This is a genomic window from Acidovorax sp., assembly GCF_046294525.1.
Lineage (GTDB): Bacteria > Pseudomonadota > Gammaproteobacteria > Burkholderiales > Burkholderiaceae_C > Acidovorax.
Map to the genome: position 1 here is coordinate 122994 of NZ_JBKBKQ010000007.1, position 26747 is coordinate 149740.

General features: G+C 66.4%; 26 protein-coding genes and 1 riboswitch. Of the genes, 14 read left to right on the plus strand and 12 right to left on the minus strand.

Annotation, left to right across the window (positions count from 1 at the left end):
* Positions 1-82 precede the first annotated feature (82 nt).
* Complete coding sequence (locus ACK4HJ_RS09585) at positions 83-1210, plus strand: hypothetical protein (RefSeq protein ID WP_409830429.1); 1128 nt, start codon at positions 83-85, stop codon at positions 1208-1210.
* A 132-nt stretch (positions 1211-1342) separates the two neighbouring features.
* Here the strand turns inward: ACK4HJ_RS09585 and ACK4HJ_RS09590 are convergent, their stop codons facing one another.
* From ACK4HJ_RS09590 to ACK4HJ_RS09605, 4 genes are all read right to left on the minus strand, one after another.
* A complete protein-coding gene (locus tag ACK4HJ_RS09590; RefSeq protein ID WP_409830432.1) occupies positions 1343-2662 on the minus strand; it encodes a Glu/Leu/Phe/Val family dehydrogenase in 1320 nt (439 codons plus the stop codon).
* Positions 2663-2879: 217 nt separating this feature from the next.
* Complete coding sequence (locus tag ACK4HJ_RS09595; RefSeq protein WP_252662116.1) at positions 2880-3725, minus strand: PPK2 family polyphosphate kinase; 846 nt, start codon at positions 3723-3725, stop codon at positions 2880-2882.
* Positions 3726-3764: 39 nt separating this feature from the next.
* A complete protein-coding gene (locus ACK4HJ_RS09600) occupies positions 3765-4166 on the minus strand; it encodes a GFA family protein (RefSeq protein ID WP_409830435.1) in 402 nt (133 codons plus the stop codon).
* A gap of 113 nt (positions 4167-4279) precedes the next feature.
* The gene (locus tag ACK4HJ_RS09605; RefSeq protein ID WP_409830438.1) at positions 4280-5260 is read right to left on the minus strand and encodes a helix-turn-helix domain-containing protein; all 981 of its coding nucleotides are present in this window, start codon (positions 5258-5260) and stop codon (positions 4280-4282) included.
* Positions 5261-5378: 118 nt separating this feature from the next.
* On the opposite strand from ACK4HJ_RS09605, the gene ACK4HJ_RS09610 reads away from it, so the two are divergent.
* Positions 5379-6194, plus strand: a complete 816-nt coding sequence (locus ACK4HJ_RS09610) for an MBL fold metallo-hydrolase (RefSeq protein WP_409830441.1) — start codon at positions 5379-5381, stop codon at positions 6192-6194.
* Between the two features lie 71 nt (positions 6195-6265).
* On the opposite strand, the gene ACK4HJ_RS09615 is transcribed toward ACK4HJ_RS09610, so the two are convergent.
* Entirely contained in the window at positions 6266-7207 is a 942-nt protein-coding gene (locus tag ACK4HJ_RS09615) for a LysR family transcriptional regulator (RefSeq protein WP_409830443.1), read from the minus strand.
* Between the two features lie 74 nt (positions 7208-7281).
* On the opposite strand from ACK4HJ_RS09615, the gene ACK4HJ_RS09620 reads away from it, so the two are divergent.
* The 3 genes from ACK4HJ_RS09620 to metH all read left to right on the plus strand — a co-directional run bounded on the left by ACK4HJ_RS09620 (position 7282) and on the right by metH (position 11473).
* The gene (locus tag ACK4HJ_RS09620; RefSeq protein ID WP_409830446.1) at positions 7282-7737 is read left to right on the plus strand and encodes a PACE efflux transporter; all 456 of its coding nucleotides are present in this window, start codon (positions 7282-7284) and stop codon (positions 7735-7737) included.
* A 163-nt stretch (positions 7738-7900) separates the two neighbouring features.
* On the plus strand, positions 7901-8587 hold the full coding sequence (locus ACK4HJ_RS09625; protein ID WP_409830533.1) for a hypothetical protein: 687 nt from the start codon (positions 7901-7903) through the stop codon (positions 8585-8587).
* Between the two features lie 18 nt (positions 8588-8605).
* Positions 8606-8705: riboswitch (S-adenosyl-L-homocysteine riboswitch) on the plus strand.
* A gap of 29 nt (positions 8706-8734) precedes the next feature.
* Positions 8735-11473, plus strand: coding sequence for a methionine synthase (metH, locus tag ACK4HJ_RS09630; protein WP_409830449.1), 2739 nt, complete (start codon positions 8735-8737; stop codon positions 11471-11473).
* Positions 11474-11546: 73 nt separating this feature from the next.
* Here metH and ACK4HJ_RS09635 read toward each other — a convergent pair whose 3' ends face one another.
* On the minus strand, positions 11547-11948 hold the full coding sequence (locus ACK4HJ_RS09635; RefSeq protein WP_409830452.1) for a Rid family hydrolase: 402 nt from the start codon (positions 11946-11948) through the stop codon (positions 11547-11549).
* Positions 11949-12106: 158 nt separating this feature from the next.
* Between ACK4HJ_RS09635 and ACK4HJ_RS09640 the strand changes: the two genes are divergently transcribed.
* The 3 genes from ACK4HJ_RS09640 to ACK4HJ_RS09650 all read left to right on the plus strand — a co-directional run bounded on the left by ACK4HJ_RS09640 (position 12107) and on the right by ACK4HJ_RS09650 (position 14012).
* Positions 12107-13018: a LysR family transcriptional regulator gene (locus tag ACK4HJ_RS09640; protein WP_409830455.1), complete on the plus strand. Its 912-nt coding sequence runs from the start codon at positions 12107-12109 to the stop codon at positions 13016-13018.
* A gap of 82 nt (positions 13019-13100) precedes the next feature.
* On the plus strand, positions 13101-13571 hold the full coding sequence (locus tag ACK4HJ_RS09645; RefSeq protein ID WP_409830457.1) for a penicillin-insensitive murein endopeptidase: 471 nt from the start codon (positions 13101-13103) through the stop codon (positions 13569-13571).
* A gap of 66 nt (positions 13572-13637) precedes the next feature.
* A complete protein-coding gene (locus ACK4HJ_RS09650; RefSeq protein WP_409830460.1) occupies positions 13638-14012 on the plus strand; it encodes a hypothetical protein in 375 nt (124 codons plus the stop codon).
* Positions 14013-14053: 41 nt separating this feature from the next.
* Here ACK4HJ_RS09650 and ACK4HJ_RS09655 read toward each other — a convergent pair whose 3' ends face one another.
* Positions 14054-14446 carry a VOC family protein gene (locus ACK4HJ_RS09655; protein WP_409830462.1) on the minus strand — a complete coding sequence of 131 codons (393 nt, stop codon included), beginning with the start codon at positions 14444-14446 and terminating at the stop codon, positions 14054-14056.
* 216 nt (positions 14447-14662) lie between these two features.
* On the opposite strand from ACK4HJ_RS09655, the gene ACK4HJ_RS09660 reads away from it, so the two are divergent.
* Positions 14663-15742 (plus strand): serine hydrolase domain-containing protein, encoded by a 1080-nt coding sequence (locus tag ACK4HJ_RS09660; protein ID WP_409830464.1) that lies wholly within the window; start codon positions 14663-14665, stop codon positions 15740-15742.
* A 180-nt stretch (positions 15743-15922) separates the two neighbouring features.
* On the opposite strand, the gene ACK4HJ_RS09665 is transcribed toward ACK4HJ_RS09660, so the two are convergent.
* Positions 15923-16486, minus strand: a complete 564-nt coding sequence (locus tag ACK4HJ_RS09665) for a shikimate kinase (protein WP_409830536.1) — start codon at positions 16484-16486, stop codon at positions 15923-15925.
* Between the two features lie 260 nt (positions 16487-16746).
* A complete protein-coding gene (locus ACK4HJ_RS09670) occupies positions 16747-17913 on the minus strand; it encodes a serine hydrolase domain-containing protein (protein WP_409830467.1) in 1167 nt (388 codons plus the stop codon).
* A gap of 424 nt (positions 17914-18337) precedes the next feature.
* On the opposite strand from ACK4HJ_RS09670, the gene ACK4HJ_RS09675 reads away from it, so the two are divergent.
* The 5 genes from ACK4HJ_RS09675 to ACK4HJ_RS09695 all read left to right on the plus strand — a co-directional run bounded on the left by ACK4HJ_RS09675 (position 18338) and on the right by ACK4HJ_RS09695 (position 22941).
* On the plus strand, positions 18338-19201 hold the full coding sequence (locus ACK4HJ_RS09675) for a branched-chain amino acid ABC transporter permease (RefSeq protein WP_409830469.1): 864 nt from the start codon (positions 18338-18340) through the stop codon (positions 19199-19201).
* Positions 19201-20244: a branched-chain amino acid ABC transporter permease gene (locus ACK4HJ_RS09680; protein WP_409830471.1), complete on the plus strand. Its 1044-nt coding sequence runs from the start codon at positions 19201-19203 to the stop codon at positions 20242-20244. Before ACK4HJ_RS09675 ends, ACK4HJ_RS09680 begins: the two co-directional genes overlap by 1 nt.
* Positions 20237-21001: an ABC transporter ATP-binding protein gene (locus ACK4HJ_RS09685; protein WP_409830472.1), complete on the plus strand. Its 765-nt coding sequence runs from the start codon at positions 20237-20239 to the stop codon at positions 20999-21001. The genes ACK4HJ_RS09680 and ACK4HJ_RS09685 overlap by 8 nt, the downstream gene beginning before the upstream one ends.
* A complete protein-coding gene (locus tag ACK4HJ_RS09690; RefSeq protein ID WP_409830475.1) occupies positions 20988-21695 on the plus strand; it encodes an ABC transporter ATP-binding protein in 708 nt (235 codons plus the stop codon). The genes ACK4HJ_RS09685 and ACK4HJ_RS09690 overlap by 14 nt, the downstream gene beginning before the upstream one ends.
* 67 nt (positions 21696-21762) lie before the next feature.
* On the plus strand, positions 21763-22941 hold the full coding sequence (locus ACK4HJ_RS09695; RefSeq protein ID WP_409830477.1) for an ABC transporter substrate-binding protein: 1179 nt from the start codon (positions 21763-21765) through the stop codon (positions 22939-22941).
* Between the two features lie 220 nt (positions 22942-23161).
* On the opposite strand, the gene ACK4HJ_RS09700 is transcribed toward ACK4HJ_RS09695, so the two are convergent.
* The 3 genes from ACK4HJ_RS09700 to ACK4HJ_RS09710 all read right to left on the minus strand — a co-directional run bounded on the left by ACK4HJ_RS09700 (position 23162) and on the right by ACK4HJ_RS09710 (position 26722).
* Complete coding sequence (locus ACK4HJ_RS09700) at positions 23162-24838, minus strand: long-chain fatty acid--CoA ligase (protein ID WP_409830480.1); 1677 nt, start codon at positions 24836-24838, stop codon at positions 23162-23164.
* Between the two features lie 174 nt (positions 24839-25012).
* On the minus strand, positions 25013-25786 hold the full coding sequence (locus ACK4HJ_RS09705) for an SDR family oxidoreductase (protein ID WP_409830483.1): 774 nt from the start codon (positions 25784-25786) through the stop codon (positions 25013-25015).
* 126 nt (positions 25787-25912) lie between these two features.
* Entirely contained in the window at positions 25913-26722 is an 810-nt protein-coding gene (locus ACK4HJ_RS09710; protein WP_409830539.1) for an IclR family transcriptional regulator, read from the minus strand.
* Between the last annotated feature and the right edge of the window lie 25 nt (positions 26723-26747).

A 26747-nucleotide genomic window follows, 5' to 3' on the forward strand; every position in this document is an offset into this window, starting at 1 on the left:
AAGGCATTTCGCGGCCTGCGCTGCGCTCTGGTCATGCCCTCCAAATCGCTCCAGAATCCGGCATTGATCCGTCATACAACCCATGGCCGGCCCCATCGATTCCTCCCGCAGCGCGCCCCTTCCTCCTGTAGCCCAGTTTCTGGCCGAGGCGGCGCTGCAGCGGCAATCTTCATTGTTGGGTCTGGAAAAGCCAGCGCCAGTGCTGTCCCGGCCTGGTGCGGACCCTGCAGGGCCGCCGCCCACGCCCACATCTCCGCCTGCCGGGGCCCCGCCGCTGCCCCCAACTGCTCCGGCCGACAAGGCCAGCATCTCGGCCCAGGCGCGCGAGTTGGGCGCTGGGTTTGATCCGCGGCGTGCGGGGGCGGACGGTGCAGGTGCGTCCGGGGCCGGCCGTGCTGCAGGTGCGCAGCGTTCGCCGCCGGTGCCCTTGCCCTCTGCTGGACCGCCGCGCGCAGCAGCACCCGCCTCGACGGCGGTGGGCGGAGCCGCGGCGGCCTGGCCTGCGTCGGGCCTCAGCGCGCCGCTGATGCGCCTGGTAAGCGCGCTGGTGCAGCAGGTGACCGCCGGCAGCGGTGCGCCGCAGCGCGTGGTGTCGGCCCAGCCCTGGCCCATGGGCTTGGCGCAGGCGTTGGAAAGCGGCACGCTGGACGCCGACCAGCCGCCGCTGCAGACCTGGCTGGTGCGCCAGGGCACGGCCCAGACGCCCGAGGGGCCGCGCGGCTTTTCGCTCACGCTGCGGGTGCCGGTGCCCTGGCTGGCTGCGCAAGCTCCCCAGGCGCCGGCCGCCGGGCTTCCGCCTTCAACTGCCGTGCCGACGGGCGCAGCACTGCAGGTGCCGTTCGCAGGCAACGTCCCAGCGCTGCAGTCGGGTGTGACGGCCCTGGTGCTGCAGGGGATGGAGCCCTCGGCGCCGCGCACCAGCGCGTTGCTGGTGCTCGACTTTCAGCCGCAGCTGGCCGCCACGGTGTACGGCCGCGAGATGTTGCAGCAAGCCACGGCGGGCCGCCTGGATCCCTGGACGCAGATGGCCGTGATGCAGGCCAGCGGCCAGGTGCCGCGCGAGGAAGACAGAGCGCGCAATGGCGCGTCAGGCCTGTGCGAGACGGTGGGCTGCCCCTACGCTGCGCGGGCCGCGTGTGTGCAGCCGTTCTGCATGGCGATGCGCGGGGTGCTGCCGCCTGATCCTGTGGGGCCTGTGCCGCTGGCCTGACCAGCGGTACAAATCTCTTCGCCATGCAAAAAACCGCCAGAGCCGGGTCGCGGCATCTGGCGGTTTTGAGATACAGGCCACCAGCGCGATGTGGCTGGTGACTGCAAGGCTTTGCCGCGTGTGGCGCAGAGCTTATGGATACAGCCCGCGCATTTCGCGAGCGTGCAGGATGCGCTGGCAGGCCACGATAAAGGTGGCAGTGCGCAAGCTCACCTTGTGCTCTTGGGCCACTTGCCACACGCCCGCAAAGGCCTCTTGCATGATGCGCACCAGGCGGGCGTTGATCTCGTCTTCACTCCAGAAGAAGCTGGAGAAATCCTGCACCCATTCGAAGTAGCTCACCGTCACGCCACCGGCGTTGGCGATCACGTCGGGCAGCACCAGCACGCCCTTGTCGTGCAGGATGTCGTCCGCTTCAGGGGTAGTGGGGCCGTTGGCGCCCTCGATCACGAGCTTGGCCTTGATCTGGCCCGCGTTGTCCTTCGTGATCTGGCCTTCCAGCGCGGCGGGGATCAGGATCTCGCACTGAACGCCCCAGAACTCCTCGGGCTTCATCACGTCGGCGCCGCCAAAGCCACCCACGCCGCCGCGGGTCTTGACATGGGCCAGCAGGGCGGGCACATCCAGACCGTTGCTGTTGAAGATGGTGCCGGTGTGGTCCTGCACGGCCACCACCTTGGCGCCCGCCTCGGCAAACAGCTTGGCAGCGATGCCGCCCACGTTGCCAAAGCCCTGCACGGCTACGCGGGCACCGTCCAGTGCCAGACCGGTGAGCTTGGCGGCTTCGACACCCACGGTGAACACACCGCGGCCAGTGGCTTCGACACGGCCCAGCGAGCCGCCCAGGTCCACCGGCTTGCCGGTGACCACGCCGGTGGCGGTGGCGCCGGTGTTCATGGAATACGTGTCCATCATCCAGGCCATGATCTGGCCGTTGGTGTTCACGTCGGGTGCCGGGATGTCCTTGCTGGGGCCGATGATGATGCCGATCTCGCTGGTGTAGCGGCGCGTCAGGCGCTCCAGTTCACCCATCGACAGCTTCTTGGGGTCCACGCGGATGCCACCCTTGGCGCCGCCGTAGGGCACGTTCACGGCCGCGTTCTTGATGCTCATCCAGGCCGACAAGGCCATCACTTCCGACAGCGTCACGTCCTGGTGGAAGCGCACACCGCCCTTGCCCGGGCCGCGCGAGGTGTTGTGCTGCACGCGGTAGCCCTCGAAGTGGGCGATGGTGCCGTTGTCCAGCTCGATCGGCACGTCCACGATCAGCGCGCGCTTGGGACGCTTGAGCGTCTCGACCCAGCGGGCCAGGTGGCCCAGGTAGGGGGTGACGCGGTCCACCTGTTGCAGGTAGATGCCCCAGGGGCCGAGGTTGTCGGCCTGCAGGTAAGACGGCAGGGTGTGGACGGCGCCCAGCGGGGTGGCGGCGGGAGCGCCGGTGGATGAAGACATGGTGAATTCCTTGTGGGATCAGTTCAAGCCGCGAAGCTTATGCCTGTGTCCGCACGCTGTCTAAGGCCGGAGTGTTTCAGTGCTATGCAAATTGTGCATAACCATCGGAAAGCGCCTGTTTATGCGGCACTGCAGCAAGAATGAGGGCTGCAGCGCAGGCTCAAAAGCGCGTTTCGCGACCTGCTGTCTGTATCTGCCCGGGCCCCGGCGCGCAGGGCTACTCGACGGTGAAATGCGCCAGCGCCGGGTCGCCCGTCGGGTAGCGCAGGTCCAGGTTCTGCAGCACCGCACGCAGCACCGTGGCAACCATCAGGTTGCGGTGCGTCTTGGAGTCGGCGGGCACGATGGTCCAGGGCGCCCAGGGCGTGTGGGTGGCGGCCAGCAGCGTGTTGTAGGCACGGCGGTAGTCGGCCCACTGCTTGCGTGCGTCGATGTCGCCCATGCTGAACTTCCAGTGCTTGGCGGGGTCGTCCAGCCGCTCCTGCAGGCGCTCGCGCTGCTCGTCCTTGCCGATGTGCAGCAAGAACTTCAGCACGATGGTGCCCGTCTCGCTGAGCATGCGCTCGAAGTCGTTGATGTGCGCCAGCCGCTGCTGGTGCTGTTCGGGCGTGATCCAGCCATTGACCACAGGCACCAGCACATCTTCGTAATGGCTGCGGTTGAACACGGTGATGTCGCCCGCCTGCGGCACCTGCTGGTGGATGCGCCAGAGGTAGTCGTGGGCGCGCTCGGTCTCGGTGGGCGCCTTCCAGCCCACGGCGTGCACGCCCAGGGCGCTCATGCGGCCGAACACACCCCGGATGGTGCCGTCCTTGCCCGAGGTGTCTGTGCCCTGCAGCACCACCAGCAGCTTGTAGCGCTTGTCGGCGTAGAACAGGTTCTGCAGCGCATCCAGCTCCACCGCCAGTTCTTCCACCGCGGCCTTGTCGCGGGCCTTGTCGCCCAGCGAGAACGGTTTGGCGCCGGGGTCGATGTCGTCCAGCGACATGTGCTTGCCCGGCGGTTGCCAGGGCTGCAGGCGCTGCAAGAGGGAGGACGGGGCGGCGGCAAAAGGTGAAGGCATGGGCGGGCTCCTGGCAGGGCGGCGCAATGCGCCGGAATGTCAAAGATACCCGCTGTGCGCCGGGGCCTGCTGCCACTGGTCGTGCAGGCCGTCCACCCGCACCACCGCCAGGCGCGCGAGGTCTTCGTCCGTCAGGCCATCGATGCAGCCCACATTCACGCCATACATCTCGCCCATGGGCGTGTCGGTGCCGTGGCCAAACACGCGCACGCCGCAGTGGCGGCAGAAGTAGTGGTGGTTCTTGTGGGTGCCGAAGGTGTAGCGCGTGAGGTCGTCCTGCCCCCGCACGATGCGAAAGCCACCCGGCAAGGCCACGGCAGGCCAGAAGCGGGTGCGGCGGCAGATGCTGCAGTTGCAACGGTAGGTGGGCTGGGCCAGGTCCAGCGTGGCTTCGATGGCAACGGCGCCGCAGTGGCAGGTGGCGGTGTGGGTGGTGGGCATGGGTTCACTCCTGGCCGTGGTGGCCGGTAGACATGATCGCAAAGGATGGCCCGGCGGTCATCGTTGGGATGAACGATGCAGGGTGCCCTCGTATTCACCGACCCCTTTGGCGTTCAACCATGCGCCATGCGGTAGGCCAGCGGTGTCTGCCCCGTGGCCTGCTGGAACGCGCGGTGCAGGCCCGCCTCGCTGGCAAAGCCCAAGTCTTCGGCAATGCGCTTGACCGGCAGGGGCGTGTCGCACAGCGCCTCGCCCACCTGGCGCAGCTTGATGCGCCGCATCCACAGCGCGGCCGACAGCCCCGTGTGAGCTTGCACCCGGCGTGCCAGCGTGCGGGGCGACAGGGCCAGTGCATCGGCCAGCGCGGGCAGGCGCAGCGCGGTGGCGGGGCAACGCTGCACCCACAGCAGCGCGCGGCGCAGGGTGGGATCGGTCACAGCCATCAGGTCATGGCCTGCGAACGCGGGGTGGGTGGTGCGGGGGCGCGGCAGCATCAGCAGCGACTGCAGATCGCCCAGTGCGGCGGCATCGAGCCGCTGGGCCAGCGCGTGCAGCATCAGCGGCAGGTGGCCGTTGGCACCTGCGGCGGTGGTGGCGGGGCCGTCTTCCACCAGCGGCTCGTCAAAGCGCCAGTGCACGGCGCCAAACTGCTGCTCCAGCGCCGCGCGCAGCCACCAGGTGGCTGTGGCGCCGCGCCCGCGCAAGCGGCCACTGGCGGCGGCCAGCGCCACACCGGCGCAGTAGCTCCATACCCGGGTGCGGCGGGGCAGGGCGCGCAACGCCGCCACGGCGGGTGCCAACTGCTGCTGCAGCGCAGGGACCTGCCAACCGTCGGGTGACGACAACCACAGGCCAGGCACCAGCACCGCATCCACCTCGGCCTGCGCCAGCGTCACGCCGGGCGTGAGGGCCGGGCCCTGCCAGGTGGGCACGGGCTGCAGATCCACCCCCGCCCAGCAGGTGGTGACCACGGCGCGCTGCGCGCGCAGGTTGGCGGCACGTGCCAGGTCGGCCGTGGCAAACAGGCCAGCGGGCATGCAGCCGGGGTAGAGCAGCAGCGCCAGGCGCAGGGGTGGTGGGGGGGATGAGGGCATGGAAGTAGCTTCAGCGCAGGTGGCCTGAAATGGAAAGAAGTTGTCAAAGCCAGCCATTTTCTCTGCACCCCAGAATCCCAACAATCCATGGCATTCCCACCGCCCCTGGAGCCCCGCCATGCAGATCACCCAGTTGCGCAACGCCACCGTGTTGCTTGAATTCACTCCCGCCGAGGGCCGCCCCGTGGGCCTGCTGGTGGACCCCATGCTCGCGCCCCGGGGCAGCCTGCCTGCGCTGCGCTACCTGGGCGCGGGGCGCCAGCGCAACCCCATCGTGGAACTGCCCGCAGGCACGGACGCGTTGCTGCAGCGCGTGACCCACGCCCTCATCACCCATTGCCAGCGTGGCCACTTCGACCACCTGGACCGCGTGGGCAAGCGCTTTCTGCGCGAGCGGCAGATCCCCGTGCTGTGCATGCCGCGCGACGCGGGCTACCTCGCGCAGCGGGGCCTGCAGGTGCACCCGCTGGCGGGGCCGGGGCGCCAGCCGCTGGTGCTGGGCGGCCACATCACGCCCATCCCCTGTGTGCACGGCACCGGCTGGGTGGGCCGCCTGATGGAGCATGGCCACGGCTACCTGCTGGAGTTGCCGGGCGAGCCCAGCGTCTACTTGGCGGGCGACACCATGCTCACTCCTACCGTGCGCGACTGCCTGGCACGCCTGCAGCCTGATGTGGCCGTGCTGCCCGCCGGTGGCGCGCGTTTTGACCTGGGGGCAGAAATCCTCATGGACGCGGCCGACATGGCCGAGGCCGCGCAACACACCCGGGGCGCCATCGTGGTGAACCACCTGGAGGCGCTGGACCACTGCCCCACCACCCGCACCGCCGTGCGCCAGCGGGCGCTGGACGGCGGCTGGGCCCACCGCCTGTGGGTGCCGGAGGACGGCGAGTGCCGGGAGTACCAGGCTGTGACGGCGCAAGTTGCTATGTAAGTAATAGCTTACGAGGCAATATGGACGGGCGGAAAGGCCGTTTTTGACACCAGTTTATTGCCCTGACCGCCTCACCGGGCCGCGCCCTGCGGCGTGGCGCTGTCGCGCATCAGCGCCACAAACCGCGCCGCGCCCAGGCCCAGGGGCCGCTCCTTGGACCACACCACATCTACCCACAGCGCCGTGCCGTTGCTGAGGTTTTCAAACGGCATCTCCACCAGCGTGCCCGCTGCAATGCGCGGCTGCACCAGCGCGCGCGGTTGCCAGCCCCAGCCCAGGCCAGCCTCGATCAGGCCCAGCGCGGCCAGGTGGTTGTCGGTGCGCCAGTGGTGGCGAGCAAACACAAAACGCGGGTCGGTCTGCCCCAGGTCGCGGCTGGCCACCACGATCTGGCGCGTGGTGGTGAGGTGCTCCTCGCGCAGCATGGCGCCCTCGGGTGGCTCGCCGCGTGCCTGGGCGGCCGCACGGGCCCCGGCCAGCACGGGGTGATCGGGAGCGATCACGGCCACCAGGGTTTCGGTGCCCACCTCCTGAAACCCCTCGCGCCCGTCGATGCTGGGCCGTTCAAACACCAGCGCCAACTGGGCTCGCCCGCTGTGCAGCAGCGCCAGCGCGTCCACCTGCGGCGCGGCCAGCACCTCGACCTGCAGCAGCGGGTATTCGTGCGCCAGCGCCGCCAGCGGCCCCCCCCAGCGCGCGGCCAGCAGCTCGGGGGCAATGGCCAGGGTCAGGCGCTCTTCCAGCCCCTGGGTCAGCGCCAGTGCCTGGGCGTTGAGCTGCTGCAGCTGCTGGGCCAGCAGCCGCGCCTGGGGCTCCAGCGCGCGTGCCGCCGCCGTGGGCCGGGGCTCGCGGCCGCTGCGGTCAAACAGCTGCACATCCAGCTCGGCCTCCAGGTGGGCAATGGTCATGCTCACGGCCGACGGCACGCGCGACAGCGCCCGCGCGGCGGCCGAGAACGAGCCCTGGTCGAGCACGGTCAGAAACACCTGCACGCTGTCGGAGTTGAACGCCATGGGGTATCAATCTATCACTAAAACTGAAATAAGCTGACTTTATGTGTCAGTGCGGCGAATATAAAGTACCCACCATGGACAAGACACCCACTCTTTTTGGCCTGCAAGGCGTCAAGCGCCGCGTGGTCTACGTGACCCTGTACGAACTGATCGCCATCGGCGCCGCCACGGTGGGCCTGGCGCTGCTCACGGGCCAGGGCGCGGGGCATTCGAGCGTGGTGGCGGTGGCGGCGTCGGTGATCGCCATCGTCTGGAACATCGTCTTCAACTGGGCGTTCGAGCGCTGGGAGGCGCGCCAGCCCGTGCGCGGCCGCAGCGTGGCGCGGCGCGTGGCGCACGCCATCGGGTTCGAGGGCGGCCTGGTTTTCACGCTGGTGCCGCTGTTTGCCTGGTGGTTCGGCGTGAGCCTGTGGCACGCGTTTGTGATGGACCTGGGACTCATCGTGTTCTTCCTTTGCTACACCTTTGTCTTCAACTGGGTGTTTGACCACCTGTTCGGCCTGCCCGCATCGGCCATGGCGGCGTCATAGCAAGAGTTCAAGACGCGCTTCTTCAAACAATGTCAACCGCCGTGCGCCGGCGGGCAGGGGCTCTCAGCCGCCACCCATAATCGGCCCCATGAGAGGGCCGTTTTTGTTGCTGCTGCTGCGGGGATTGCCGGGTCGGTGGGCTGGCGTGGCAGTGTTCTGCTGCATGTTGGCAGGCTGTGCCAGCAACGCTCCCACGCCGCGCGGCGAGGTGAAGGGGGCGCCCACCCATGCGGCCGAGTTGGCCCAGTCCGACGCCAACCGCATGGCCACCCTGGCCATGCACGAGAACCTGGACGGCCTGCTGCGCCTGGCCGACAAGCTCTACCGCCGCAACCCCGCCGAATGGCGCAAGGGCAGCGCCACCAGCCGCGAACAGGCGCTGGAGCAGCTGCGCACCGCCGTGCTGCAGCGCCAGCCCTGGGCCCCACTGCAGGGCCGCCGCGACATCGCCGCCATGGCGCTGGTCCTGGCGCCCGAGTTCGCAGGCGACCGCGTGGCGGCCTTCATCCATGCCACGGCCGACATGGTCATCACGGCCCACGGCGGCAAAACGGAGTTCTTCTTGCTTGATGGCGTGGACGCCCAGCACCTCTACAACGCCGCGCGCAACGTCGAGACCGCCGCCTGGCTGCTCGCGCAGCGCCGCAACGCCCAGGGCCAGCCCTTGCTGCTGGCCGACGAGATCGGCGCACAGGGCCGCAATCTGAGCTTCGAGCGCGAGTTCGGCAAGATCATTGCGCGGCTGGATCTGCTGGCCGCATTCACCACCGAAAAGTACCGCCGCGCGGCCATCAGCTATGTGCAGGGCGTTGTGGGCGGTACCTTTTTGCAATTCCTGCCGGTGCGCTGACCCGGTAAAATCTCCCGTCTGTCCAAGGAGCGTTGCAGCGGCCCCTCACTACATCGAGGCCGTCAGGCTTGGACGCGCGAGACCACGTTCTCAGCCCCCGCAACGACGCTCACCTGTATGTCCGCTGCCCCTGCACAGGTGAGTCCTATGTCTTCCGCTGTATCCCTGCCCCCCATGAAGCTGTCCGGCCTGGAGCCCGTCTCCATTGGCGAGGGCACGCTGTTCGTCAACATCGGCGAGCGCACCAACGTCACCGGCTCCAAGGCGTTCGCGCGCATGATCCTGAACGGCCAGTACGAAGAGGCCCTGGCCGTGGCGCGCCAGCAGGTGGAGAACGGCGCGCAGGTCATCGACATCAACATGGACGAGGCCATGCTCGACAGCAAGGCCGCCATGGTGCGGTTTCTGCAGCTCATCGCGTCCGAGCCCGACATCGCCCGGGTGCCCATCATGGTGGACAGCTCCAAGTGGGAGGTGATCGAAGCCGGGCTGCGCTGCATCCAGGGCAAGGGCATCGTCAACTCCATCAGCATGAAAGAAGGGGTGGACGAGTTCAAGCGACAGGCGCGGCTGGTCAAGCGCTACGGCGCTGCGGCCGTGGTGATGGCGTTCGACGAAAAAGGCCAGGCCGACACCTACGCCCGCAAGATCGAGATCTGCGAACGCGCCTACCGCGTGCTGGTGGATGAGGTGGGCTTCCCGCCCGAAGACATCATATTCGACCCCAACATCTTTGCCGTGGCCACGGGCATTGAAGAGCACAACAACTACGCGGTCGATTTCATCGAAGCCACGCGCTGGATCAAGCAGAACCTGCCGGGCGCCAAGGTCTCGGGCGGTGTGTCCAACGTGTCGTTCAGCTTCCGCGGCAACGACCCGGTGCGCGAGGCCATCCACACCGTGTTCCTTTACCACGCCATCAAGGCGGGCATGGACATGGGCATCGTCAACGCGGGCATGGTGGGCGTGTACGACGACCTGGAGCCCACGCTGCGCGAGCGCGTGGAGGACGTGGTGCTCAACCGCCGCCCGGACGCGGGCGAGCGCCTGGTCGAGATTGCCGAAACGGCCAAGAGCGGCGCCAAGGACGAGAGCAAGAAGCTTGAATGGCGCGGCACGCCCGAGCACCCCAAGACCGTGGGCGAGCGCCTGAGCCATGCGCTGGTGCATGGCATCACCGACTTCATCACCGAAGACACCGAAGAGGCCTACCGCGAAATCCTGGCCAAGGGTGGCCGCCCGCTGCACGTGATCGAAGGCCCGCTCATGGACGGCATGAACGTGGTGGGCGACCTGTTCGGCGCGGGCAAGATGTTCCTGCCCCAGGTGGTGAAAAGCGCGCGCGTGATGAAGCAGGCTGTGGCCCACCTGATCCCCTACATCGAGGAAGAAAAGCGCCAGGACGAGGCCGCCGGCCGCGACGTGCGCAGCAAGGGCAAGATCGTGATCGCCACCGTGAAGGGCGACGTGCACGACATCGGCAAGAACATCGTCACCGTGGTCCTGCAGTGCAACAACTTCGAGGTGGTGAACATGGGCGTGATGGTCCCCTGCCACGAGATTTTGGCCAAGGCCAAGGTCGAGGGCGCGGACATCGTGGGCCTGTCGGGCCTGATCACGCCCAGCCTGGAAGAGATGCAGTACGTGGCCGGCGAGATGCAGAAGGACGACCACTTCCGCATCAAGAAGATCCCGCTGCTGATCGGCGGCGCCACCACCAGCCGCGTGCACACCGCCGTCAAGATCGCGCCGCACTACGAAGGCCCCGTGGTCTATGTGCCCGACGCCTCGCGCAGCGTGAGCGTGGCGCAAAGCCTGCTGGGCGACGGCGTGCAGAGCTACGTGGATGAGCTGAACGCCGACTACGAAAAAGTGCGCACCCAGCATGCCAACAAGAAGGCCACGCCCCTGTGGCCCCTGGCCAAGATCCGCGCCAACAGGACGCCGATCGACTGGTCGGCCTACCAGCCTGCCGTGCCCCGCGCGCTGGGCCGCCGCGTGTTCAAGAACTTCGACCTGGCGGAACTGGCCAAGTACATCGACTGGGGCCCGTTCTTCCAGACCTGGGACCTGGCCGGCCCCTACCCCGCCATCCTCATCGACGAAGTGGTGGGCGTGGAAGCCACGCGCGTGTTTGCCGATGGTCAGGCCATGCTGAAAAAGATCATCGAGGGCCGTTGGCTCAGCGCCAGTGGCGTGATGGCCCTGCTGCCCGCCAACAGCGTGGGCGACGACATCGAGTTCTACACGGACGACACCCGCACCGAGGTGGCCATGACCTGGTACGGCCTGCGCCAGCAGGCCGAAAAACACACCATCGACGGCGTGACCCGCCCCAGCCGCTGCCTGGCCGACTTTGTGGCGCCCAAGGAAAGCGGCATTGCCGACTACGCGGGCCTGTTCGCCGTCACCGCCGGGCTGGGTGTGGAGAAGAAGGAAAAGGCCTTCATCGACGCGCTGGACGACTACTCCGCCATCATGTTCAAGAGCCTGGCCGACCGACTGGCCGAAGCCTTTGCCGAATGCCTGCACCACCGCGTGCGCACCGACCTGTGGGGCTACGCAGCGGGCGAGCAGTTGAGCAATGAGGACATGATTGCCGAGAAGTACCGCGGCATCCGCCCCGCGCCCGGTTACCCCGCCTGCCCGGACCACAGCGCCAAGACCGACCTGTTCCGCGTGCTGAACGCCGAAGAGATCGGCATGGGCCTGACCGAAAGCCTGGCCATGACCCCTGCGGCCAGCGTGAGCGGCTTCTACATCGGCCACCCCGACGCGGTGTACTTCAACGTCGGCAAGATCGGCGAAGACCAGCTGCACGACATGGCCCAGCGCCGGGGCATGGACGAGAAGGTGCTGGAGCGGCTGCTGGCGCCGAATCTGTGATGCTATGAATAAAATAGCTGCTGGCGCTTTATCAATAAGCGCTAGTAGCCTATTTGATTCAAAGAGTCGACCATCAACCTGCGCTGTCTGGCAGCTTGGCAATCACCTTGATCTCGAAATCAAATCCATAGAGCCAGGTCACGCCGATACCGGTCAACGTGGGAAAGGGTGCCTGCCCCCAGAACTCCGGCACGATGCCCCAGATGGTTTCGAAATTCGCTTCAGGGTTCACCACAAACACCGTCACGTCCACCACGTCGTCAAACGTGCAGCCGGCGGCCTGCAGCACGGCATTCAGATTGGCGAACGCCCGGCGCACCTGGGCTGTCAAGTCCGGCTCGGGCGAGCCATCTTCACGGCTGCCCACCTGGCCTGAGACAAACAGAAAGCCGTTGGCCCGCACCGCGGGCGAATAGCGGTTGCGCTCATACAAGGCCTGCCGGCCGGCTGGAAACACGACATCGCGCTGGTTCATGGAAAAACTCCCGGGGATGAATGTTGAATGGATGGATCGCTCGCTTGGATGCGATGAAGGAACTGTAGAAGCGCCCGCCACACCGATAAACAGGCAACTGCACGCACCACTGTTCTTAGAATCCAAACAATCCGTCAACGACCAACCCGGGGCCCACCATGGACCGCTTTGATGCCATGCTGGCCTTTGCCCGCGTGGTGGAGACCGGCAGCTTCACCAAAGCCGCCCTCACGCTGCACATGAGCCGCACCACCGCCACGCAGCTGGTGCAGCAGCTTGAAGCCCGCCTGCGCGTGAAGCTTTTGCACCGCACCACCCGGCGCGTGCAGGTCACGGCCGATGGCGCCGCCTACTACGAGCGCGTGGTGCGCCTGCTGGCCGAGCTGGACGACGCCGAAACCAGCCTCGCCAGCGCATCCACCGCGCCCCGCGGCCGCCTGCGCGTGGACGTGCCCAGCCCGCTGGCGCGCCTGGTTCTCATCCCCGCGCTGCCCGCGTTCCACGCGCAGTACCCCGAAATCCTCCTGCACCTGGGCGTGAGCGACCGACCTGTGGACCTGATCGGCGACAACGTGGACTGCGTGGTGCGCGGCGGCACCCTGACCAACCCCGCCCTGGTCGCGCGCCACGTGGGCGACCTGGCGCTGCGGGTGTACGCCGCCCCCAGCTACCTGCAGCGCGCCGGCACCCCCGACCACCCCAGCGCGCTGCAGGGCCCGCACCACCGCACGGTGGGGTTCCTGTGGGCACGCACCGGCCGGTCCCTACCGTTTGACATGCGCCGCGGCACAGAACGCGTGCAGGCCCAGGGCCACGACATCTGCGCGGTGGACGACGGCAATGCCTACCTGACGGCAGGCCTGGCGGGCCTGGGCGTGCTCTGGCTGCCCGATTACATGGCCCGGCCCCACGTAGCGGCCGGCGAACTGGTCCCGCTGCTGCAGGACTGGACGCTGGACCCCATGCCCCTGTACGTGGCCTATCCGCCCCACCGCCACGTCAGTGCGAAGGTCCGGGTGTTCATCGACTGGGTGGTGGGGCTGATGGCGGTGCATGCGCCGATGAAATAGTCGGGTCTGAAACTGTAATATTTCGAAACGCTCTCTTTTTGCCTTGTTTAATTTATAAAATTTGCAAAAAAGGAGCGAAATAATGGCAACATCTTCGCCGCTACCTCAAGACGGGCGCGGATATTTCATGCTTCCGCAGATGCCGGAAGAATCGGGCTACTACACTTACGGCACTCCTCCTGGTGGTCGTGCACAGTATGCTCACCCGCAGATGCTTAATTTTATATTTAAACTGGAGCATACTTGGGCAATGACTGAGGAGCGGAAAATCGGCATTGGAAACATTAGTTTGGCCGAAGGGGTGGCGTTCCCGCCCCATAAAAGTCATCGAAATGGTTTGCAGGTTGATATTCGGCCGATTCGGAAAGATGGTTCCAAGCAACCGGTGCGCTGGTCTAGCAAAGACTATGACCAAGCGGCAACGCAAAAGCTTGTTGACTTGATCTGGCAAACAGGGATGGTAAAAAAGGTCGGTTTCAACGATCCAAAGATTGCTAATGCTACCTATATGAATGGTCATGATGACCATTTGCATGTGGAAATCAGGCTTTAGAAGGCGATTTGCAGCAGATTTTGGAGCGCTTAATAAAATATATAAATCGAGTGCCGGGAGTGATCGATGAATATTTGCGAATTTGGTAAAAAAGCTATTTTTTCGGCGTTACTTGTCATGTGCTCGGTAGCGGTCGCTAATTGGATTTTTGTGTATAGGCCAATTAATGGGCAGATGGCACTCTACGCCGGCGGATTGGGAGATCCAACAGCTCCGAATGCTGAGGATGCCAAGGTTTCTTTTCATTTGCAGGGGAAAAGCGCTCGCGATTTGTTTGACCGAATGGGGCCAGATGTTAAAAGCGAATGCATTAATGACCCTAAGACTCGGGTGCGGACAAAGGATCGGTTGGAATGCATCCGGTACTCAGCTACTGACTACAGCTGCTACTTCGGTTTTGACCTGAAAACCGGCAAGAGCATCGGCGGCAGCATCTGCTGATGTGACGGCCGATGGTCGATCGGGTGGACTCCCCGGGCGAGCTACGCCCCGCGCACCGCCGCCTCTATCGCCGAGATGTCGATCTTGCGCATGGTTATCATCGCGTCAAAGGCCCGCTTGGCCGCAGCGCGGTCGGCCCCCTGGATGGCCTCGGTCAGCACCGGGGGCGTGATTTGCCAAGATACGCCCCAGCGGTGTTTGCACCAGCCGCAAGCGCTCTCCTGCCCGCCGTTGCCTACGATGGCATTCCACAGCCGGTCCGTTTCGAGTTGGTCGTCTGTCGCCACCTGAAACGAAAACGCCTCGGTCTGCGCGAAGGTGGGGCCGCCGTTCAGCCCCAAACACGGGATGCCAAGTACGGTGAACTCCACCGTCAGCTCATCGCCCTGCTGGCCTGCGGGGTAGTCGCCCGGCGCATGCATGACGCGGCCCACGGCGGCCTACAGCGCGGTGCCGTTGAACCACAGGCAGATGGTGTTCTTGGGGGACATGGTGGCCTGTTCCTTTCGGGTTGAGAGTCTGGCTTTCTTGGGGCGAGCCGGTATTCTGGGAAGCGCGCGAGGGCCTGGCAAGAGGCTCGGAGGCCGGCTTCATCGCGCGAAATGAACGCTCCGAATTGGCACCGCCACCGCGTGAACCTAGGAGACCGTATGCAAACAAGAGCTCGTCGGCGCGCGGCGTTGCGCTGGATCGTTACATCCCTTACCGGGCTGGTAGCGGGGGCTGCAATGGCGTTGACGGCGGATGCGCCAACGGTGCCCGGGGTCGAGTGGGAGCGCGTTGCATCGCCGGAAGCGGCCGGGTGGTCCAGCGAGAAGCTTGCGCGGGTACGCGAACATGCCAGAAAACTCGACACGGCAGCCGTCATGCTCGTGGTCCAGGGCCGGATCTTGGACGAGTGGGGTGCGACCCATGAGCGCTTCAACATCCACTCGATCCGCAAGAGCATCTTGAGCAGTCTGGTCGGCATGGCCGCCGCAGAGGGCCGACTGCCGCTGGATGCCACGCTGGCGGCGCTGGGCGTGGACGACAACGCGCCCACGCTCACCGACGCGGAAAAGCAGGCCACCGTACGGCACTTGCTGCAGTCCCGTTCCGGGGTCTACCACCCAGCGCTGTATGAAACGCCGGCCATGGCAGCCGCCCGGCCCGCGCGCGGCAGCCACGGGCCAGGCACGTTCTGGTACTACAACAACTGGGACTTCAACGCGCTGAACACCATCTACGAAGCCAGCACGCGCACCAGCATCTATGCCGCGTTTGCCACACGGCTGGTGCAGCCGCTGCAGATGCAGGACTGGCGAGCCCAGGATGGCGCTTACTTCACGGGCGCAGAGTCAATCCACGCCGCCTATCCCATGCGCATGTCGGCACGGGATCTGGCCCGTTTCGGGCTGCTGTACCTTCGTGGCGGCGTGTGGGCTGGCAAGCAGGTGGTGCCGACAGCCTGGGTGCAGCAGAGCCTGCAACCCTATTCGGATACCGGGGCGGATGGTGGCTACGGCTACATGTGGTGGGTTGCGATGGACGGGCGCCATCTGCCATCCATCAAGGTGCCCGCCGGCACTTTCTCGGCGCAAGGCTACGGTGGGCACATGGTGGTCGTGGTGCCTGCCTACGACCTGGTGGTGGTGCACCGTGTGAACACCGAAAACCCGCGCCACGCGGTCAGCGATCAGCAGTTCGCTGAACTGTTGCAACGGATTCTCGACGCGCGGCTTGCCCCTTAGGGCCTGTTCACACTATTTTTGCCAGATGTGTTGCGACGCCCAAGGGCCTGGCGCTAGGCGTCAAACGAAGCTGGGGTGCGGCCCCAGCGAGGCTTGGCAACGCCGCGGATGGCCCCTGGGCATCGCAATCCGAAGGGAAGCCTTCGCACTGGCAAAAATAGTGTGAACAGGCCCTAGGGCTTACCCCTGCTGATCCCTGCTCGGTTCAGGCTCGGAGCTTTCCACCCCACCGGCCATCTCCAGCTGCATCAGGATCATGTTCACCAGCGTGCTCACCGTGGGCCGCCCGGTCTCGATCACGAAGTGCGCGGTCTCGCGGTACAGCGGGTCGCGCTGGGCGTACAGCTCGCGCAGCTTGTCCAGGGGGTTGCCCACCTGCAGCAGGGGGCGGCTGCGGTCGTGCTTGATGCGCTTGTAGATCTCTTCGGCCGAGGCGCGCAAGTACAGCACATGGCCGAAGCGGCGCAGCACGCTGCGGTTGTCGGGCCGCAGCACGGCGCCGCCGCCGGTGGACAAGACCATGCCCCCCGGCTGCTGGGCCAGGTGCGACAGCAGGGCGGCCTCCTCGTCGCGAAAGCGGGCCTCGCCCTCGGCTTCAAAGAACTGGCGGATGCTCATGCCCAGGTGCTGTTCCAGGCGGTGGTCCACGTCGATGAAAGGCACGCCCACGCGGTGGGCCAGCTGGCGGCCGATGGTGGATTTGCCGGAGCCGGGCATGCCGACCAGGGCGCAGCGGATCTGCATAAATAGGAAAAAGAGGTCTGACTGATTGACGGTCTGCGCGTGCGGCGGTGGGGTCACTGCGGGCATGCCGCGCTGGACGCCGAGTGTAAGCCGCAGGGGTGCGCGGCGCGCCAGCGCAGGCTCCATCAGCGTCGGTAGAAACTGGCGCGGCCCAAGCGCGCGGCCGCCGCGCAAGGGCCGCCCGCCGCTGGCGGCGTGCCCCTCTCACGCGCAGCATGAGAGAGGGGGAAGCGGCGCAGCCGCTCAGGGGGTGCCCCCACTTACAGCGCTGCGTACACCAGCGCCGGGTACAGCTCGGTCAGGTAGTGCAGCTGGCCCGGCGCTTGGGTGAGCAGGATGGCGAACATGTCCTCGGCCGGGTCCACGAAGAAGAAAGTGCCGGCCATGCCGCTCCAGCTGTAGGTGCCGGCCGATGCGGGGCTGGTGGCCACGCCGGTGGCCCGGCGCACGGCCACGCCCAGGCCAAAGCCGTAGCCGGGGGGCAGGATGTCGCCGGCAGTGCCGATGTGGGCTCCCAGGTGGTCGGCGGTCATGAAGTCCACCGTGGCGCGGCTGACCAAGCGCACGGTGTGTTGCGGAACATCCGGTCCGGGCGCGGTGCCGCGGCCCAGCATCACCTGCAAGAAGCGCGCGTAGTCGTTGGCGGTGGAGACCAGCCCACCGCCAGCGGACTCGAATGTGGGCGGGGCCGACACGTCGTTCAGCGCCACTTCGGCGCCCGTCTGCGGGTCGCGGGCAAAGGGTTCGGCCAGGCGGTGCAGCTGCGCGGGCGGCACGCTGAAGCCGGTGTCGCGCATGCCCAGCGGGTCGAACACGCGGCGCTGCAGAATGGTCGACAGGGGCACACCCTCCACTGCCTCCAGCACGGCGCCCAGCACGTCGGTGGCGCGGCTGTATTCCCAGGTAGTGCCGGGCTCGTGCACCAGCGGCAACGGGCCCAGCGCGGCGGCCAGTGCTGCGTTGTCGTGCTTGCGCGATCCGATGCGCGCGGCGCGGTAAGCCTGGTCCACGGGGCCCTCGCCCCAGGCATAGCTCAGGCCGGCGGTGTGGCGCAGCAAATCGTGCACCGTGGCCTCGCGCCGCACGGGGCGCGAGCCGCCGGTGGCAGGGTCAAACACCTGTTGCTTCGCAAACGCGGGCAGGTAGTGCGCAACAGGCAATGACAGCAACAGGCGCCCTTCTTCCATCAGCATCAGCGCCACCAGCGATGCAATCGGCTTGGTCATGGAATAGATGCGGAACAGGCTGTCGGGCGCCAGAGTGGGGCCGGGGGCAGCATCGGGTGTGCCGGGGCGCAGCGCGCCCACGGCTTCATGCAGCACGGTTCGGCCGCGGTGGTGCACCAGGGCCACTGCGCCGGGCAGCAGACCTTGGTCCACGTGGTGTTGAAGGCAAAGGCGGAGGCGGGTGAGGGCAGGGGTGTGCATGGCGGATGGGTTTCCGTGGATTGGGGGGGGCCGGCGGACGGGAGGCAAAGCTGCCCAAGCCGTGTTTGTACCAGCCTGTTTCTGCCGGGGGCTGATCCTAGTCACGCAGATGACTGGCGCACCCGTGATTCGCTGGGTGATTACCCTCAATTGTTCTGCACTGCAGAACTGCCGGTTGGGCCCGTGGGCCATCGTTATTAAGCTGAAACAGCCCTGACCAGCGGCGGGCGTGTCGCAGCCAAAGTTGCATTCACGCACGCCAACCGGGGCTCGCTGGGCCACTGGCAATGCGTGGCCCGTCTGCAACCTTTCTCAGGAGCAAGACGATGGACAGACGCCCCCAAGGGGACGCCCCCGGCACCCGGCCGCAGGCCGCCGCGCACTGTAGCGGCCGCAACGCGCAATCCGTGGAAAGGGCTGGCTGATGGAATTGTTCCTGCAGCAAGTGCTCAACGGCCTGACGCTGGGCGGCATCTACAGCCTGGTCGCGCTGGGGCTCACGCTGGTGTACGGCATCCTGCACGTGCCCAACTTTGCGCACGGCGCGTTCTACATGGCCGGTGCCTTTGTCTCCTGGCACCTGATGGCCGCATGGGGCTTCAACTACTGGGTGGCCATGGCGGGGTCGGCGGCGGCGGTGGCGCTGCTCAGCGTGCTGGCCGAGCGGCTGGTGTTCCATCCGCTGCGCAAGGCGTCGGGCCTGCACCCCATGATCGCGGCCATCGGCGTTCTGCTGTTCCTGGAAGCGGGCGCGCAGGCGCTGTGGGGCGCGGACTTCCATCGCATGCAGACGCCTTACACCGGCATCATCGAACTGGGTGGCGTCACGGCACCGGTGCAGCGGCTGTTGATCATTGCGGCGGCGCTGGTGCTGATGGTGGTGCTGCACCTGTTCCTCACGCGCACCGTCACCGGCTCCACCATCATCGCCATGGCGCAGAACCGCGACGGCGCATCGCTGGTGGGCATCGACGCCAACCGGGTCGCCATGCTCACGTTTGCCATCTCGGGCGTGCTGGCGGCGGTGGCGGCCACGCTGTATGCGCCCATCAACCTGGTGTACCCGGCCATGGGGCACCTAGTGATCACCAAGGCCTTCGTCATCATCATCCTGGGCGGCATGGGCAGCGTGCCCGGGGCCATCATCGGCGGGCTCATCATCGGCTTTGCCGAGAGCTTCGGCGCGTTCTACATCTCCACTGACTACAAGGACATCATCGCCTTCGTGCTGCTGGTGGTCATCCTTTCCGTACGCCCTCAGGGCCTGTTCACCAAGGGGGCGCACTGATGATGAAAGCCTTGGCATACCTGGAAGGCAAATGGGGCTGGGCGCTGCTGTTTGCGGCGGGGCTGGCTTTTCCGCTCATGGCCGGCAACGACTACCACCTCACGGTGATGGGCACGGCCTACATCTTTGCTATTGCGACGATCGGGCTCAACCTCATCACCGGCTACACGGGCCAGTTCAACCTGGCGCACAGCGGCTTCATGGCCGTGGGGGCCTATACCGTGGGCATCCTCACGGTGGACCACCAGGTGCCGTTCTGGATCGCGTTCGCGCTGTCGGGCGTGGTCACCACGGTGTTGGGGTTCTTTATCGGCATTCTGTCGCTGCGGCTCAAGGGGCACTACTTCTCGATCTTCACGCTGTGCGTGGGCTACATCATGTTTTTGGTGATCGAGAAGTGGGAAAGTCTCACCCACGGCACGGTGGGCATCATCGGCATACCGGCGCCATCGCCGATAGGTGGCATCACCTTCGATACCCCGCTGTCGCTGTACTACCTGGCGTTCTTCTGGCTGGTGGTGGGCCTGTGGGCCATGCGGCGCATCGTCAATTCGCTGCTGGGCCGCACCTTCATGGCCATCCGCAACAGCGACGAGCTGGCCGAGTCGCTGGGCATCAACCTCATGCGCAACAAGGTGCTGGCGTTCATGCTGTCGGTGTTTTACGCGGGGATCGCAGGCGGTCTGTATGCCGGGTACGTGCGCTTCATCGGGCCCGGTGTGGCGGGGGTGGAGCACACCTTCGACATGACCATGTACATGCTCATTGGCGGCCTGGGCACGCTGCTGGGGCCGCTGCTGGGCGCGTTGGCCATGCCGTGGCTCACGCAGTACCTGCAGTTCCTGCAGGAGTACCGCTTCCTGGTGTTCGGGCCCATCCTGGTGCTCCTGGTCATCTTTGTGCCGCACGGCATCGTGGGCACCTACCTGGGCTGGCGCGCGCGGCGGGCGGCACAGGCGCAGCAGCCTCCACCGCAGCCCCCCCAGCCGCAGCCGGCAGCCGTGGCCCCCATGACGCCGGCCGCAGGAGGTGAGCGTGCTTAAGATCGACCACTTGACCAAGACCTTTGGCGGACTGGCGGCGGTGAACAACGTGAGCACCACCATCGAGACCGGCAAGATCAACGCCATCATCGGCCCCAACGGCGCGGGCAAGACCACCTTCTTCAACCTCATCAGCGGCGTGCACCGGCCCAGCTCCGGCACCATCACGCTGCAGGGGCGCGACGTGACCGCGCTGCGCACCGACGAGGTGGCCCGGCTGGGCGTGGCCCGCACCTTCCAGACCACGGCGCTCTTCGACATGGCCACGGTGCTGGACAACCTCATCGTGGGCCACCGGCTGCGTACGCGTTCGGGCCTGCTCGACGTGCTGCGCAACTCCAGCCGCCTGCGCGAGGAAGAGCGCATCTGCCGCGAGAAGGCACGCGACGCGCTCGACTTTGTGGGCCTGTCGCACCTGGCGCATCGCATGGCCGGCGATATCTCGCAGGAGGAACGCAAGCGCGTGGCCTTTGCGCTGGCCCTGTCCACCGGGCCCAGCCTAGTGCTGCTGGACGAACCCGCCGGCGGCGTCAACCCCGACGAGACCGAGGGCCTCGCCCAGCTCATCCGCAAGATGGTCGCCAGCGGCCTCACCGTGTGCCTGATCGAACACAAGATGAACATGATCATGAGCCTGGCCGACAAGATCATGGTGCTGAACTACGGCGAGAAGATTGCCGAGGGCACACCCGCCGAGATCCGCGCCAACCCGGCCGTGATCGACGCCTACCTGGGGAGCGAGCATGCTGCGGCTTGACAACCTGTCGCTCAAATACGGCAGCTTCCAGGCGCTCAATGGCGTGAGCCTGCGCGCGGAGCAGGGCGAGTTGGTGGTGCTGTTAGGCGCCAACGGCGCGGGCAAAAGCTCGATCTTCCTCACCATCAGCGGCATCCACCGCGCGGCCGGCGGCAGCGTGCGCTATGGGGACAAGGAGCTGGTGGGCATGAAGCCCTCGCAGATCGTGCAGCAGGGCGTGGTGCAGTGTCCCGAAGGGCGCAAGCTGTTCCCCGGCATGTCGGTACTCAAGAACCTGATGCTGGGTGCCTACGTGCACCGCGGCGACACAGCCGGCAGCAAGAAGGTGTTGGACGAAGTATTCGCGCTGTTCCCCATCCTGGCCGACAAGAAGGACGACCCGGCCGGGTCGCTCAGCGGCGGGCAGCAGCAGATGGTGGCCATCGGCCGCGCCATGATGGGGCGGCCCAAGGTGCTGCTGCTGGACGAGCCGTCGCTGGGCCTGGCGCCGCTGGTCATCAAACAGACCTTCGAGGTCATCCAGCGCATCAACCAGGCCGGCACCACCGTGCTGCTGGCAGAGCAGAACGCGTTTGCCGCGCTCAAGATCGCGCACCGTGCGTACGTCATCGAAAGCGGCCGCATCGTGATGGAGGGTGAGCCGCAAACCTTGATGAACAACGAAGAGGTCCGCCGCGCCTACATCGGCGCGTGACTGTTCCCGGCGTCCTCATCCACGAATCCATTTGACCCCTGAGACCAACCCCAAGGAGACAGACACCATGTTCACGAAACGCAAGACCCTTCTTCGCCTCGGTGCCAGCGCCCTCGCCGTGGCTGCGCTGCTGGGCGCCGGCCACACCGCCTTCGCGCAGCAGGTCGTCAAGATCGGCTATTCGGGGCCGCTCAGCGGCGGCGCCGCGCTGTACGGCAAGAACGTGCTCAGCGGCATGGAGATGGCGGTGCAGGAGATCAACGCCAAGGGCCTGGAAGTGGGCGGCCAGAAGGTCAAGCTGGAGATCGTGGCGCTGGACGACAAGTACAACCCCAGCGAGACCGCCATAAACACCCAGCGCCTGGTGCAGGAGCACAAGGCCCCCGCCGTGCTGGTGCCGCATTCCGGTGGCAGCTTTGCGGTAATGGCCACCAACGAAGCGCAGAAGGTGCTGCTGCTGTCGTACACCAGCGTGCCCCAGATCACAGAGCGCAACAACAAGCTCACGCTGCGCATCCCGCCCGAGTTCACCTCGTACATCAAGCCCTTCGTCAACCACGCCATGGCCAAGTACGGCAAGAACGTGGCCATTGCCAACGCCGACCACGATTACGCCAAGGCGTGGACGGCCGCCTTCAAGCCCGCGTGGGAAGCCGCGGGTGGCAAGGTGGTGGCCGAGAACCCCATGTCCTACAACCGCGCCACCGACTTCTACAGCGGCGTGAGCCGCGTGCTGGCCTCTAAGCCCGACGTGCTGTTCATCGGCGGTGCATCCGAGCCCACAGGCCTGGTCGTCAAGCAGGCGCGCGAACTGGGCTTCAAGGGCGGCTTCGTGATCATCGACCAGGCCAAGATGGACGAGATCGGCAAGATCACCGGTGGCTACGGCCCGCTGGAGGGCTCCATCGGCGTGCTGCCGGTGGTGGAAGACAGTTCGCCCGTGACCAAGGCGTTTGTGGAGCGCTTCCGCAAGGCCAACCCCGGCCGCGACCCGAGCAGCGAGGTGTCGCTGAACTACACGGCCGTGCACGCCACCGCCATGGCCATGAAGCTTGCCGGCACCACCACCGACGCCGCTGCCATCCGCGCACAGCTGGACAAGGCCTTCAAGTCGCTGCCCAGCGAACACAACCCGCACGAGATGAACGGCGTGGACGAGCGCGGCGGCTCCACCGCCAACACCCGCGTGGCCGTGGTGGACGGCGGCAAGGTGAAGGAAACGCGGCTGGATGCGTTGGCGAAGTGAGGGGTGTGCGCGGGGGGTGTCGGGTTACGCCCGTTGGGCTAACCCGACCTACGCATCAGCAGGTGCGGGCGCTAAGGCACAAGGAGGTCGGGTTAGCCCGCAGGGCGTAACCCGACAACCTTCGCACTACAGATTTTGAATCAAATCGGCCTGCAGCGCTTATCTAGAAAGCGCTAGCAGCTATCAAAATAAAAGCAAGCAGCTCTAGTGGAGCGGCCTCTCACCGCCCTCCACGCTCCCGCTCCTGCAGTTCCCGCCACTGCACCTTGCCGGTGCCGGACTTGGGCAGGCTGTCCACCATCTGCACGATGCGCGGGCTCTTGTACGCGGCCATGTGGTCGTGGGCCCAGTCGATGATGGCCTGCTCGGTGACCTGGCCTTTGAACGCATCGCGCAGCACCACCACCGCCTTCACGGTCTCCCCGCGGCGTTCGTCTTGGGCGGCGATCACGCACACCTCCTGGATGGCCGGGTGCGCGTACATCATGGCCTCCACCTCGGCGGGCCAGACCTTGTAGCCCGACGCGTTGATCATCCGCTTCAGGCGATCCACCATGAAGAAGTAGCCGTCCTCGTCCACCTGGGCCAAGTCGCCGGTGCGCAGAAAACGCTTGCCATCCAACGTGACAAAGCTCTCGGCCGTGGCAGCGGGGTTGTTCCAGTAGCCTTGCATCACCTGCGGGCCGTGCACCACGATCTCGCCAATCGCGCCCGGGGGCAGCTCGGCAAACGTGACCGGGTCGACCACGCGAGCGTCCACGTCGAACACAGGGATGCCCAGGCACTGCGGCTTGGGCCGGTGCGGCGGATTGATGTGGGTGGCGGCCATGGTCTCGGACATGCCGTAGCCCTCCACGTAGTCCAGTCCCGTGAGGTCTTTCAGCCGCTGCGCCACCGCCTTGGGCATGGCCGCGCCGCCGCCGCGAATCGCCTGCAGGCTGCTGATGTCGTACTCGGCAATGCGCGGGTTGGCCAGGAAGTCCACCACCATGGTGGAGATGGCCTGCCAGATGCTGATGCGATAGCGCTGCATCAAGAGCGCCGTGGCGTCGCGGTCCCATCGCGGCAGCACGACCACCGTGGCGCCGATGAACAGTGGCCCATTCATGCTGCCCGACATGCCCGTGACGTGGAACAGCGGCAGCACCGCGAGGTAGGTGGCATCCTGCGTGCGCGCAAACCACTGCACCCCGCCCACCAGGGTGCTCATCGCGCTGCGGTGCGTGTGCATGCAACCTTTGGGGTGACCGGTGGTGCCCGAGGTGTAGGGCATCACGCACAGGTCGTCCGGTCCCGCTGTCAGCGGCCCTGGCGTGCGCTGCTGCGCCAGCATATCGCTCCACAACGTGACGCCCGGCGCATCAATGGCCTGGCGTGGCGCGCTGACGAAAGCGGGCACGGGCAGGTCGGTGGGCACCTGAAGGTAGTCACTGTAGGCCGCCACGATGAGGTGCTGCAGCGTGCCTTCGCCGCCTGCAGGGTCCACCAGCGGCTGCGCCTGCGCATGCAAATCCTGCGGCACGAAGGCCACGGTGGCGCCGCTGTCGGCCACGTAGTGGCGCAGCTCGTCGGTCAGGTTCATCGGGTTCACCGGCACTACCACGGCATTGGCCCGCAGGATGCCGTAGAACGCGAGGATCCACTGCGGGCTGTTCTGCATGTACAGCAGCACCCGGTCGCCCGCCTTCACCCCACACACCTGCTGCAAGAAGCCCGCGATGTGCTCCGCTTGATCGCGGAACTGCCGAAACGTCACCAGCGTGTCGTAGAACACCAGAAACGGCTTGTCCGGATACCGCGCCGCCGACACCTCGGCGTTGTGGAACAGGTTGGTCTGCGGCAGCGTGAGATGCCGCGACAGGCCGGGCGGCCAATGGGCGAGGTGGCGGTCGGACATGGGTGGGCCAATCTTCTCAGTGGGTCGGATTCGGGCATCGCGCGATGCAACTGGCGCGGCCCAGGCGCGGGACGCCAAGCAAGGGCCGCCCCACAGCGAGGGCGTCGTCCCCCTGCCCGCAAGCGCAGCGCAGCGAGAGCGGGGGGAAGCCGCGAAGCGGCTCAGGGGGGTGTCTCAAATCAGGCTGGCGCCCCCATCCACCACGATGCTCTCGCCCGTGATGTGGCGCGACGCGTTGGAGGCCAGGAACACCACCGCACCCTTGAGGTCCTCGTCTCCGCCGATGCGGCGCAGCGGCGTGCGCTCGATCATGGCCGGGCCCAGTTTTTCAATCAGTCCGCTGGCCATCTTGCTGGGGAAAAATCCTGGGCAGATGGCGTTGACGCGAATCCCGTAGTGCCCCCATTCCGAAGCCAGGGTGCGCGCAAAGTGGATGGCTGCGGCCTTGGACGTGTTGTAGGCAATCGTGTTCATGCCCGGCGGCGTGCCCTTGAGGCCTGCCACTGAAGCCGTGACGATGATGCTGCCCTTGCCGCGCGGGATCATGCAGCGTTTGCCCACCTCGCGCGACAGGAAGAACGGCGCGCTCACGTTCAGGTCCATCACCTTGTGCCAGGCCGCGTCGGGGTACTCCTCGGCCTTGGCGCCCCAGGTGGCGCCTGCGTTGTTGACCAGGATGTCGATGGTGCCGAAGCGCTCCACCACCTGGTCCACCAGGCCCGGAATGTCCTCGGTCTTCTGCAGATCGTTGACGACGGTGAGCACCTCGTAGCCCAGGCCTTCCAGGTGCTGCCGGGCCTCGGCCAGTTCGTCGGCCTTGCGCGCCGAGATGGCGAGCTTGGCGCCCATCTCGCCCAGGGCCTCGGCCATCTGCAGGCCCAGCCCGCGCGATCCGCCGGTCACCAGGGCCACCTGGCCCGTCAGGTCAAAAAGTTGTCGCACGCTCATGGTGTTTGTCTCCTGTGAGCGGGCATGCTAGCGGCCCTGGCGTCTCCGGGCTGTCACGTTGGACACTCTGCGCAATCGCGCGGTGCACTGGACGGTGTGGACACGGGGCGACACGCCCGGCCGGGCCTACCGGTACAGCGCGGTCTCAATGCGCGCCACGATCTCGATGAGCCGCGGGCGCACCTCGCCCAGAAGCAGCTCTTGCGACACCTGGGATGCGCGGCCGCCGCAGTTGATGACCATGGGCGGCAGGCCCCCGCCGGGCTGGAAGCTGCGTGCAATGGCATTGACCTTCTTCTGCCACTCGCCAAATGAGGTGGCCACGCCCAGGCTGCGGTAGTCCTGCAAGGCCTGATCCAAACCCTGCTGCAGCGCGGGCCAGCGCGTTTCATTGCGCTGCTGGATCTGCGCCAGCAGCTCGGTGCGTTCCCGTGCAGGTGCTGCCGCCAGCCAGGCCCGGCCCATGGCCGATGTGGTGAGCGAAATGCGCGATCCCACGTCCAGGCTCAGGGCGTGGGGCGCCTGGCTGCGGCAGTTCTCTACGTAGATCATGGAGAAGCGGTCGCGGGTACCCAGCGAGACCTCGGCGCGGGCAAAGTCCGCCAGCTCCTGCATCAGCGGGCGCGCCACCTGGCGCACGTCCAGCCGCGCCAGCATCGCGCTGCCCAGCGACAGCGTGGCCGTGCCCAGCCGGTATTTGCTGCTTTCGCGCACGTGGATCAGGTAACCCATGCGCGTGAGCGTGGCTGTCAGGCGCGACACGGTGGACTTGGGAAGCCCGCAGCGCTGGGCGATGTCCTGGTTGCCCAGCAAGGCGTCGCCGCTGCGAAAACACGCCAGTACCTCCAGGCCGCGCGCAAGCGCGGTCACGAAATGGCGGTCATTCTGCTCGGCCGCCACTTGGCCCGCACGGCGGTCCGTCGCAGATGTCGTCATCAGGTCGCGCGCGCTGGGGCTGCGC